7 protein-coding genes are annotated in these 10,560 nt (G+C 49.9%); 6 read left to right on the plus strand and 1 reads right to left on the minus strand.

Annotated features, from left to right (window positions below):
• Positions 1-74: 74 nt before the first annotated feature.
• From PUQ60_RS10865 to PUQ60_RS10890, 6 genes are all read left to right on the plus strand, one after another.
• Positions 75-1,646: a nitrite/sulfite reductase gene (locus PUQ60_RS10865; protein ID WP_273381083.1), complete on the plus strand. Its 1,572-nt coding sequence runs from the start codon at positions 75-77 to the stop codon at positions 1,644-1,646.
• Positions 1,647-1,900: 254 nt separating this feature from the next.
• Positions 1,901-2,986, plus strand: coding sequence for an aspartate-semialdehyde dehydrogenase (gene asd, locus PUQ60_RS10870; protein ID WP_273381082.1), 1,086 nt, complete (start codon positions 1,901-1,903; stop codon positions 2,984-2,986).
• A gap of 699 nt (positions 2,987-3,685) precedes the next feature.
• Positions 3,686-4,735 (plus strand): aldose epimerase family protein, encoded by a 1,050-nt coding sequence (locus tag PUQ60_RS10875; protein WP_273381317.1) that lies wholly within the window; start codon positions 3,686-3,688, stop codon positions 4,733-4,735.
• 46 nt (positions 4,736-4,781) lie between these two features.
• A complete protein-coding gene (locus tag PUQ60_RS10880; protein WP_273381316.1) occupies positions 4,782-5,672 on the plus strand; it encodes a DMT family transporter in 891 nt (296 codons plus the stop codon).
• Positions 5,673-5,740: 68 nt separating this feature from the next.
• Positions 5,741-7,993, plus strand: coding sequence for a DNA topoisomerase (locus PUQ60_RS10885; protein WP_273381313.1), 2,253 nt, complete (start codon positions 5,741-5,743; stop codon positions 7,991-7,993).
• Positions 7,956-8,627 (plus strand): UDP-N-acetylglucosamine pyrophosphorylase, encoded by a 672-nt coding sequence (locus PUQ60_RS10890; protein WP_273381311.1) that lies wholly within the window; start codon positions 7,956-7,958, stop codon positions 8,625-8,627. Before PUQ60_RS10885 ends, PUQ60_RS10890 begins: the two co-directional genes overlap by 38 nt.
• A 45-nt stretch (positions 8,628-8,672) precedes the next feature.
• Here PUQ60_RS10890 and mgtE read toward each other — a convergent pair whose 3' ends face one another.
• Positions 8,673-10,124 carry a magnesium transporter gene (gene mgtE, locus PUQ60_RS10895; protein WP_273381309.1) on the minus strand — a complete coding sequence of 484 codons (1,452 nt, stop codon included), beginning with the start codon at positions 10,122-10,124 and terminating at the stop codon, positions 8,673-8,675.
• Between the last annotated feature and the right edge of the window lie 436 nt (positions 10,125-10,560).

A 10,560-nucleotide genomic window follows, 5' to 3' on the forward strand; every position in this document is an offset into this window, starting at 1 on the left:
GGGTAGGCACTTTTGGAACCGAAAGTGCCGTAAGAAAACGTGGTGGCAGCAGGAAGAGAAAACAGGAGAGAACAATGATAGGAATTGCTCCACAGGAGTGGAAAACAGATCTTCCGGAGTTTTGTGAAAAAACGAGGGATTTTTATGCAGGAAAGATGGATAAGGGCTCATATAAGGGCTTTTCAGGACGTTACGGCAGTTATGCACAGAAAGGCGGCGCGGCGAGTATGCTGCGTCTGCGTATGACGGCAGGATGTGTGTCGAAGGAGAAGCTTGCATTTATCGCAAAGGCAATCCGTGCATATCAGGTAAATATGGTACATTTTACGACTTGTGAGAGCGTGCAGTTTCACAATCTGGATGAGAAATCAGTCTGTGAATTGATGGAGCAGGCACTCGATGCCGGGATCGTGACGATGGGCGGCGGCGGGGATTTTCCGCGAAATGTGATGTGTTCTCCGCTTTCCGGCGTGGAAGAGGGCGAATATTTCGACGTTATGCCGTGGGCGAAGGCGGCGGGAGAATATCTGATGACCTTTATCAATGCGGAAAAAATGCCGCGCAAGCTCAAGGTCTGTTTCTCTAATTCACCGGCGAATGTGACGCACGCGACCTACCGCGATCTGGGATTTGCGGCTTGTCCGGATGGAACGTTTGATGTGTACAGTGCAGGCGGTCTGGGAAACAATCCGCAGTTTGGCGTTAAAGTCGCCGAGGGCGTTGCGCCGGAGAAGATTCTTTATTACATTAAGGCGATGTGGCTGACATTCCGGGCATATGGCAATTACGAAAACCGCGGAAAAGCGCGTACCCGGTATATGCAGGAAGCGCTCGGCGGAGCGGAAAATTACCGGAAGGCGTATCAGGAGAAACTTCAGGAGGTACTGGCATCCGGGGAGCAGCTGGATCTTTCCCGCGAGGAAGTGATGGCAGCGGCAGGAATAAAAGAAAAGCAGAGCAAAACAGGCGATGGAAGCAGCGCGTCGGGAGAACGTGTGCTGGAGCAGAAACAGCCGGGACTTTATACGGTTATCTGGCATCCGATTGGCGGACAGCCGCGCCCGGAGACGCTGGCAGCCCTGGGAGAACTGATGCAGACGATTGACGGCACAGAGCTTCGCCTGGCACCGGATGAAACTGCGTACATCATTAATTTGACCGGAGCAGAAGCAGAGAAGATTCTGGAGGCGACGAAGGAGACGGCTCAGACAAAGTTTGAGACATCGGTAAGCTGTATCGGTGCGTCGATCTGTCAGGTTGGTGCACGCGATTCGCAGGCTCTGTTACAGGCGTGTGTAAAGGCGGTCGGGGAGGCACAGATCCCGGACGGCGCACTTCCGCAGATTCATATTTCCGGATGTCCGTCTTCCTGCGGTACCCACCAGACCGGACCGATGGGATTCCGCGGCGGCGTGCGGATGGCAGATGGCAAGGCACAGCCGGCATTTGTATTTTATCTGGGCGGAAATGAGGCACAGGGAAAAGAGACGATGGGACGTGAGCTTGGCACGATGTTTGAGAGCGAGATTCCGTCGTTCTTAGTCAAACTTGGAAAAGAGATTGCGGCAAGGGGGCTTGATTTTGAGAGCTACCGGACGCAGTACCCGGATGGGATTGAGAAGGTTGCAGCGGAATACTTAGCTTAGAAGAACCTATTTTGAGTTAAAGCATCGTTAAATCCGTGACAGACGTTATAAATTTGTCAAATGTCCGCGAGCAACGTACAAATGTATTTTTCTTGCGGAAAAATGTTGATTTTTTGTTTGTTTTGTTATAGGATAGACAAGAATTACAGCGGCAGAGTGAAAACGTGTTGCAGAGCAGGAGCTTCCTATCCAAACTCCATCCTGCCATGAGAAGCTGAAAAAGCCGCTGTCAGAAGAGGAGAAAAACGATGAACATGGAAAAGAAATTACGTGTAGGCGTTCTGGGAGCAACTGGTATGGTAGGTCAGCGTTTCATCACGCTTCTGGCAAATCATCCATGGTATGAGATTACTGCGCTGGCAGCAAGCCCGCGTTCTGCAGGAAAAACATATGAGGAGGCAGTCGGCGGACGCTGGAAAATGCAGACCCCGATGCCGGAGTGTGTGAAGAAGATGGCCGTTATGAACGTAAACGAGATTGAGAAGGTAGCATCCGAAGTTGATTTCGTGTTCAGCGCCGTAGATATGACAAAAGAAGAGATCCGTGCGATTGAAGATGCGTATGCAAAGACAGAAACACCGGTTGTTTCCAACAACAGCGCACACCGCTGGACACCGGATGTTCCGATGGTAGTGCCGGAGATCAATCCGGAGCACTTTAAGGTGATTGAGTTCCAGAAAAAACGTCTGGGAACCAAGAGAGGCTTCGTAGCGGTAAAACCGAACTGTTCCATCCAGAGCTATGCACCGGTTCTGACTGCATGGAAGGAATTTGAGCCATATGAGGTTGTAGCTACGACGTATCAGGCAATCTCCGGAGCTGGCAAGACGTTCAAAGACTGGCCGGAGATGGAAGGCAACATCATCCCGTACATCGGCGGTGAGGAGGAGAAGAGCGAGCAGGAGCCGCTTCGTCTCTGGGGAGAGATCAAGGACGGCGAGATCGTGAAGGCATCCGAGCCAGTGATCACCTGCCAGTGCATCCGTGTACCGGTTCTGGACGGACATACAGCAGCCGTATTTGTAAAGTTCAGAAAGAAACCAACCAAAGAGCAGCTGATCGAGAAGCTGGTTAATTTCAAAGGACTTCCGCAGGAACTGGAGCTTCCGAGCGCACCGAAGCAGTTCATTCAGTATCTGGAGGAGGATAATCGTCCGCAGGTACAGCTGGATGTCAACTATGAGAAGGGCATGGGCGTATCTGTTGGCCGTCTGAGAGAAGACAAAGTTTACGATTGGAAGTTTGTAGGTCTCTCCCACAACACACTGCGCGGCGCAGCCGGCGGTGCGGTACTGTGTGCAGAGCTTCTGACCGCACAGGGATATATCCAGGCGAAATAAAGAAATCTGTTCAGAGAATCCGTGAAATAGAAAATTAAAACTGATAAAAGTAAGAACTGCCGCCCAGTGGCGGAGAGGCTGTTTAAAAAACGATGGCTGACTCTGTCCGGAACGGCAGTTTTTGTTTGTGTCATAGGAAACTTCGTCCTAAGACACAAAAAATGCTCCGCGTGATGCGTCAAGGAACCTTCTTTTTTATCTGAAATGGAATCTTGGTAATTGTTCACAGGTGGGAATTTTCTGAACTGAAAATTCCGTAAGATACAGTTCTGGCTGCAGCTTTTGCCGATTTTGAATGTGAAGCATCGGCAAAAGCCTGTTACTGGGCACACATGTGTGAACAGTAACGAATCTTTAAATTTTTATAATGGGATTTGGAAAAAATGGGTGTGCATGAGGGGAAAAGTATTGTATACTTAATAAATCAGCTATTTATCTCAGTCGAAAAGACTCCAACCTCTTCAGGTGGTAAGTAATAGCAAATTTGTCTCAGTGGAAGCCTTGTCTCGGACTGAGATAAACGCTCCGCGAGGATGCACAGTGATTCTGATAGGAATATGTCAGCTTCGCTGACCAGAATCACGCGCCAAGTCTCACGGACGTTCGACTTGAAAAGTTAAATAGATTTATTCTGACATAAGTAAGCATAAAAAATGCGAAAAATATTTTTTGGATTCTAAAAATTAAGGGGGATTTGGCATGGTTGAGAAGACAATCTTTGGAACAATGGAAGATGGCAGAGAGGTCAGCCGTTATACATTGACGAATCAGAATGGAGTTTCTGCATCCTTTTTAGATCTGGGTGCAATCTGGTCCACGATGCTGGTGCCGGATCGGAACGGAGAGATGGCGGATGTCCTGCTGGGACATGAAACAGTAGCAGACTGCCTGGTAAGCGATGGGCATCTGGGCGAGGCTGTTGGACGAAATGCAAACCGGATTGGCGGCGCGGCGTTTACGTTAAATGATAAAAAATACGAATTGACGGCGAATGATGGTCCGAACAACCTGCACAGCGGCATGGATTTTTACCGGAACCGTATCTGGGCGGCAGAATATGAGACGGGCGTTAATCAGGTTTCGTTTACACTGGAAAGCCCGGACGGCGATCAGGGATATCCGGGAAATGCCTCGATCCGTGTGACCTACACGCTGACAGATGAAAATGAAGTAAAGATTCATTACGAGGGGACCTGCGATCAGGATACCATTTTTAATATGACAAACCACGCGTATTTCAATCTGGCAGGCCATGAGAGTGGTCCGGCGCTTTCGCAGATGGTTTACATTGACAGTGATGCGATCACGGCGGTAGACAAGGTGCTGATCCCGACCGGTGAGATCCGCAAGGTAATGGGGACTCCGATGGATTTCTCGGATTTCAAGCCGATCGGACGTGATATAGAAGCGGATTACGATCAGTTAAAACTGGGCGGCGGCTACGATCATAACTGGATTCTCAACCATGAGTCAGGCGTATTCAGTCTGGCGGCGGCTGCGATCGACGAGGAGAGCGGGCGCAAGATGGAGGTATACACCGATCTGCCGGGAGTTCAGTTCTACACGGGCAATTTCCTGGACGGACAGGTTCCGGGTAAGGGCGGCGTGAAGTATGCGAGACGCCAGGGATACTGCTTTGAGACTCAGTATTACCCGAACGCAGTCAACATGCCGGGATTTGCATCCCCGATCGTGAAAAAGGGCGGGAAATACGATACAACGACCAGTTATAAATTTATGACGGTTTAGATTTGTATTTGATTTGTGATTATTTTGACATAGGATAGAGATTGACATGAGTGAGACAAACAACAAGGGAGTAAAAGTGCTGGCATCTGCCAGCCTTTTATTTGTAACAATTATCTGGGGCAGCGCCTTCGTTGTGATGAAAAATTCGATGGACGCGATCACACCTACATACCTCTTGGCGTACCGGTTTACGATCGCGGCGCTTGGAATGGCGGCTCTTTTCTGGAAACAGATCCGGGGAATGTCGATGCAGGAGTTTAAATGTGGCGCACTGGCGGGATTGTTTCTATTTATTAGTTATTATTTTCAGACGTATGGGCTGAAATACACGACCGCGAGTAAAAATGCGTTTATTACGACGTTGTATGTGGTGATCGTGCCGTTTCTGGCATGGGCGGTTAATCATGTGCGCCCGAAGGCAAATAACCTGATCGCAGCGGGATTTGCTGTTGTGGGATTGGCGCTTTTATCGCTGAAAGGCGATCTGACGGTCAATTTTGGTGATTTCCTGACGCTGGTGTGCGGCATCTGCTTTGCGGTTCATATGATTTTTCTGGATCGCTTCACGGCATACTGCACTCCGATCCGCCTGACGGTCATGCAGATGGGAACAGCGGCGGCGTGTTCGTGGGTGCTGGGGCTTCTCACGGAAGGAGCGTTCCATCCGGAAGTATTTACACTGCCGGGAGTAGCAGTTTCGATGCTGTATCTGGGACTCGCATCCAGCATGCTCTGTTTTCTGCTTCAGACAGTGGGGCAGAAATATCTGAGCGCCAGCACATCCTCGATTCTACTGTCGTTTGAATCGGTGTTTGGACTCCTGTTCTCTGTCTGGCTGCTGCATGAGGAGCTGACGTTGCGGATGCTAATTGGCTGTGCGCTGATGTTTGCGGCGGCGATTCTGGCGGAGTGGACGCCGAAGAGGAAAAGTAATTAGAGGAAATTAGGTTATTGGGCACGTATGCGTGAACAGTGACGAAATTAGTAAGATAGGAGCAGAACAACGTGGCAAAATCGTTATTTATAGCCGAGAAACCGAGCGTGGCGCGTGAGTTCGCAAATGCACTCAAGGTAAATGGGCGCTCGGCGGATGGCTATATTGAATCGGAAAATGCGGTTGTGACCTGGTGTGTTGGACATCTGGTCACGATGAGCTATCCGGAAGTATATGATATGAAATATAAGCGCTGGAGTCTGGAGACACTTCCATTTCTCCCGAAAGAATGGAAATATCAGGTTATCGACAGCGTGAAGAAACAGTTTGGAATCGTGAGCGGTCTCTTAAACCGGGCGGATGTAGATACAATCTACGTCTGTACCGACTCGGGACGGGAGGGAGAATATATCTACCGCCTCGTCGCGCAGATGGCTGGCGTGCAGGGCAAGAAACAGAAGCGCGTCTGGATCGATTCACAGACGGAGGAAGAGATTCTGCGCGGCATCCGCGAAGCGAAGGATCTGTCCGAATACGATCATCTGGCGGATTCGGCATATCTGCGGGCAAAAGAAGATTATCTGATGGGAATTAACTTTTCCCGCGCACTGACGTTGAAATATGGACCATCTGTTTCTAACTATATGCGAAGTTCTGACCGGACCGTGATCTCAGTCGGACGCGTCATGACCTGTGTCCTCGGCATGGTAGTCCGCCGGGAGCGGGAAATACGGGAATTTGTCAAAACGCCATTTTACCGCGTGATCGGTACATTTGGACCGGCAGGTATCTCGATTGACGGCGAATGGCGGGCGGTGGAAGGAAGCCGTTACTATGGAACGCCGTGTCTGTATAAGGAAAATGGTTTTAAGGAGCGAAAGGACGCGGAGGCGCTGATTGCATGGCTGTGGGAACGCGAGAATGGAAGCGAAAATTCGGGAGTCATGCAGTCAGAAGTCAGCGACGCAGAAAAAGCGGACGCGGGTTTAATGGGCGTATATAATACTTCGCAGGGAACCATTTTAAAAGTGGAAAAGAAAAAGGAAACCAAAAATCCACCTCTTCTCTATAACCTGGCGGAGCTCCAGAATGATTGTTCTAAAATGTTTAAAATCAGCCCGGATCAGACCCTGAAAGTGGTGCAGGAGCTGTACGAGCGAAAGCTGGTTACCTATCCGCGAACGGACGCGCGTGTGCTTTCAACGGCGGTGGCGAAGGAGATCAGCAAAAATATCGGCGGTCTGACGCATTATGAGCCGCTGGCGGCATTTGCATCGGAGGCGATGCAGGCAGGGCTGTGGAAGAACATAGCAAAAACGCGTTATGTCAATGATAAGCAGATTACCGATCACTACGCAATCATACCGACCGGACAGGGACTCGGCGCGCTGCGAAGTCTCCCGGAGTTGAACCGCAAGATTTACCAGGTGATTGTGCGCCGTTTCTTAAGCATCTTTTATCCGGCGGCGGTTTACCAGAAATATGCGGTTGAGATTGAGGTAAAAGGTGAACATTTCTTTGCCGGTTTCAAGGTATTGAAAGAAGCGGGATATCTCAAGGTGGCGGAAATTCCGAAAAAGAAAAAGGACACTGCCGGAGAAAGTGTCGGCAGAACGAACCGCCTTGAATCAGGTATAGATGGAAATGATGCGGAAAATCCGGCAAGAGAAGCAGATGGAACAGACAGCAGCCAGCCCAAGGTAATTGACGCGTCCCACCCAGAGTTTATCCAGATGCTGGAACAGCTCAAAAAGGGGATGAAAGTGTCACTGGATGATTTGCAGATCAAAGAGGGCGAGACATCTCCGCCGAAGCGTTATTCCTCCGGTTCGATGATTCTGGCGATGGAAAATGCCGGTCAGCTTATCGAAGACGAAGAGCTGCGCGCCCAGATCAAGGGCAGCGGCATCGGAACGAGTGCAACCCGCGCGGAGATCTTGAAAAAGTTGTTCAACATCAAATACATGGCGCTCAACGAAAAAACGCAGGTCATCACGCCGACCTATCTGGGAGAGCTGATTTATGAGGTCGTACACACATCCATGAAGCAGCTTCTCAACCCGGAGCTGACGGCAAGCTGGGAAAAAGGTCTGACCTATGTGGCAGAGGGAAGCATCACACCGGATGAATATATGCAGAAATTAGAGCGCTTCGTTATCGGACGCACCTACAATGCGGTTCATATGGGAAATACATATGGGCTGCGGCCGGCATTTGATGCGGTTGCTGTGTTCTACCAGAATGCAGGGAAAGAGAAGAAATTGAATTTCAAGAAAGGCAATGATCATGAAAAAAGAAGAAATGAAAATCACAGAATTATATGATTTAACCCATACGCTGGCTTCAGATTATCTGAAACAGTTTACCTACCCGTGGGAGGCGCTGGCAGATCTCAGTGATTTTATCATCGAATTGGGAAATAGTTTGGATCCGGAAGAATATGAGAAACGTGGTGAAAACATCTGGGTTCACAAGACAGCGAAGGTATTTGACAGCGCCTATCTGCACGGGCCGGTCATCGTCGGCAAAGACGCCGAGGTGCGCCACTGTGCATTCATCCGCGGCAGCGCCCTGATCGGAGAAGGTGCAGTAGTCGGAAACTCTACCGAGCTTAAAAACGTCATACTGTTCGATAAAGTACAGGTACCGCATTATAATTACGTCGGAGACTCCATCTTAGGCTATAAATCCCACATGGGTGCCGGTTCCATCACCTCCAACGTAAAATCCGATAAACTTCTGGTGGAAATCCACGCCGAAGACGGCAAGATCAAAACCGGACGCAAAAAAATCGGCGCCATGCTCGGTGACAACGTAGAAGTAGGCTGCGGCTCTATCCTAAACCCAGGCAGCATCATCGGACGCGGTACCAACATCTATCCGCTTTCCAGCGTGCGCGGCGGGGTAGATGCAAACTCTATCTATAAGAAGCAGGGAGAAGTTGCTAAAAAAGAATAGCCCTGTTTTGCGTCCGAATCACAAATATCTATTTTCACCGGTTCTCTACACTAAATGAAACACATCCACCAGCAAAATCTCCGCCAGTCCATAATAAGTCACAACCGCTACCAGATCATTCACCGTCGTGATAAGCGGACCAGACGCAACTGCCGGGTCAACCTTCAGCTTGTGAAACAGCATCGGCACCAGTACGCCGACCAGGCTGGAGATCACCATCGCGGTCAGAAGAGAGATGCCGACACAGCCGGAAAGTGCAAAAGAGAAGAAAAGACTCTTCTGCTTCATAATATGGATGAAAATGCCGATCACGACGAACGAAGCCGAGCCGAGCAGCAGTCCATTTAAAAATCCGATTCGCATTTCCTTGAATACAAACCCCAGCTTCTGCATCGCGGAGATGTCCTCATCCATCAGGACACGGATGGTGACAGCCAGCGACTGGGTGCCGACATTGCCTGCCATGTCGAGGATCATCGACTGGAAGCAGATAAGAAGTGCGATACGGTCAACGATCGGCTCGAAAATGCCGACTACTGAGGAAACCCCCATGCCGAGGAAGAGCAGCAGCACCAGCCACGGGAGACGTTTTTTCAAACTCTGCAACAGTGGTTCGTGCAGATCCTCTTCCGAAGTAAGACCTGCCAGCTTTGCGTAGTCATCACCCATCTCGTCGTCGATCGCCTCGGCGATGTCCTCGTAAGTGATGGCACCGATGATCCTATGGTTCCGATCGAGTACTGGGATAGAATCCTCGCTGTAATCGATCAGCTCTTCCATACAATCCGAAGATTTCTCATCCGCGTACACATACGGATAGGAGGTACTGATAATGTCCTCCAGCTTCATGTACTCACGGGCAGTGATTAAATCTTTCAGCTCGATCGCACCGAAATAGCGTCCATTTTCGTCTTCGACGTAGATGGTGTCGATGTTGTCGTTGTCCTCCGCCTGGGAGATCAGATGGCGCATTGCCTGCTTGATCGTACAGTTATTGGGAATGACGATGTAGTTGGTCGTCATCCGGCTACCGATCTGTTCCTCATCGTAGGAAAAGATCAGGTGGATATCATCCTTAGATTCCTGATCCATGCGCGCGATCAGGGCTTCTTTTTCCTCCGAATCTAAATTTTCGAGGATATCGACCGCCTCATCGGCATCCATCTCTGCCAGAACGGCTGCCGCCCGGTCAAGTCCCAGCTCATGCAGATAAGGCGCCGGTTCATCGAGATAGGTGAAAATCTCTGCCGTCATTTCCAGAGAGAGAATATTGTAGAGGCGTTTCCGGGTCGCAGTGTCCAGTGTTTCCAGAACCTCGGCAATATCGTTTGCATGGTAATTGTCGAGGTCATCCCGGATCACGCTTGCCGGTTTTCCGCTGCGGATGATCGCGCGGATATTTTCTTCAAAATTAGCATTATGCTCTGCGGTTGCGGCGATCGGAGCCGTTTCCGGGGAGCTTGTTTTCTTTTCGTCCATTTCTGGAGTCTGATTCATATTTGGTTCCCTCGCTTTCTGTCGTTCTATTTAATGCCGTTTGGGACGTACAGGGCGAGCAGTGCGGGGATAAAAAAATCCACCGCCAGTCGGGAACAGGATGAAATGCCGCAGATGGCAGTTTCAAACCCGCGCCAGGGCGATGGACAAATATATATGAAAACCAATCGTGCCGGGAAACGTTCAGCACTGAATCACCAGCCTGTTAAAGCAGGCGGAACTGTGCTGCCAGACAGCCCGATTCACACTCAAAAAGACCCTGCGGCAGACCAACAGTCTGGTACGCATGGTTGGAATTCATAGTTTGATTTTGCCCATCGCGACGACTTCGCCCGTTGCTGTCACAACTGTCCATGTGGTTCTCCTTTCTGAATTTTTAAAAATTAGGCGTTTGCGAAACGCCACAAGCCGCATAAATACGGCATTTTTTGTTACC

The organism is Clostridium sp. AF02-29 (genome assembly GCF_934835585.1).
GTDB lineage: Bacteria > Bacillota > Clostridia > Lachnospirales > Lachnospiraceae > Otoolea > Otoolea fessa.